The sequence below is a fragment of the Mesorhizobium sp. M4B.F.Ca.ET.089.01.1.1 genome (assembly GCF_004022605.1).
Classification (GTDB): Bacteria; Pseudomonadota; Alphaproteobacteria; order Rhizobiales; family Rhizobiaceae; genus Mesorhizobium; species Mesorhizobium abyssinicae.
The window spans coordinates 1-1,050 of record NZ_RZOS01000911.1 but is presented as its reverse complement, the minus strand read 5'-3'; the positions used below and the strand labels follow the sequence as shown (position 1 = coordinate 1,050).

The window sequence follows — 1,050 nt, the reverse complement described above, 5'->3', positions numbered from 1 at the left end:
GAACGCGGCCGCAGCGGCATCCGCCTTCGGCGGGCAGGTTGAGGCTTGGCATGGTGGGGCCTCCCCGGGTTGGTTGAAGGGCGCCTCCCTTCTCCCTTCCGGGAGAGGGTTCAGCGTCCGCTCAACGTCGCCGCCGTCGCCAGCTTCGCGCCGGCCTCTTCGAAAGCCGCGTTGTGGCGGGCGATGATCGCTGCGGCGCTCTCGGCAGGCGTATCCAGCGTCGAGTGCGCGTCGGACACCACGGTGACGCCGAGACCTCGCTCCATAGCGCCCTTCAGGGTCGCCGCGACGCAGAAGTCGCTCTGGGCGCCGAGCAGGATGACAGCGCCGGCGCCCTGGCCGGCCACCCACTCACCAAGCGCCTCGTTGGAGAAGGCATCGCCGACACGCTTGCCGAAGGTCGGCTCGTCATCGGCCTGGCCGAGCTCCGGCCATACCGGCCAGCCGCTCGCGCCCGGCGCCAGCGGATCGCCTTGCGGGCCGTCATGGCGGATGAAGGCGACCTTGCGGCCGGATTCTCGCGCCCAGTCGATCACCGCGCGGGCACGGGCGACAATGCCCTCCGCGTCATGGATCGGCGGCTCGAAGCGGCCGTCGAACATGCCGGTCTGGAGATCGATGACAATGAGCGGGGCAAGGCTGGATTCTGGCATGGGCGGGAAGATAGCGTGGGTGGAGGGTGGGTCAAGGATGGATGCTTCACCCGAAGGCGGAGATTGGCGAAAGCGGCGATGACAAATGATCTCCCCCCTTGTGGGGGAGATGCCCGGCAGGGCAGAGGGGGGCGCGAAAGATCGCGGCCTTCGATCACTTGTTCCTCAGAACCCTAAATCGTGCGCCGTAAGATTAGCTGAGAAGTCGGCGGGGCAGCGCCCCCCTCTGGCCTGCCGGCCATCTCCCCCACAAGGGGGGAGATTGGCAGCTTCACCCCCTCACCCGATCCCGCCCGCCACAGAATAGGAGCCAGCGCTGCGCCCATCCGGCAGCCGCACCACGGCCGTGACGATCGACCCATAAGCGCCGCGCCAGACGCTGTGGATGCCCTGATGC

Annotated in this window: 1 protein-coding gene; it reads right to left on the bottom strand. The window is 68.4% G+C overall.

The features are described 5' to 3' along the window. Window positions 1-110: 110 nt before the first annotated feature. Window positions 111-653, bottom strand: coding sequence for an isochorismatase family protein (locus EN780_RS34960; protein ID WP_128276521.1), 543 nt, complete (start codon window positions 651-653; stop codon window positions 111-113). Between the last annotated feature and the right edge of the window lie 397 nt (window positions 654-1,050).

Excerpts from the sequence above, each read along its gene's own strand:
- EN780_RS34960 (WP_128276521.1), bottom strand. The coding sequence starts at position 653 with ATGCCAGAATCCAGCCTTGCCCCGCTCATTGTCATCGATCTCCAGACC.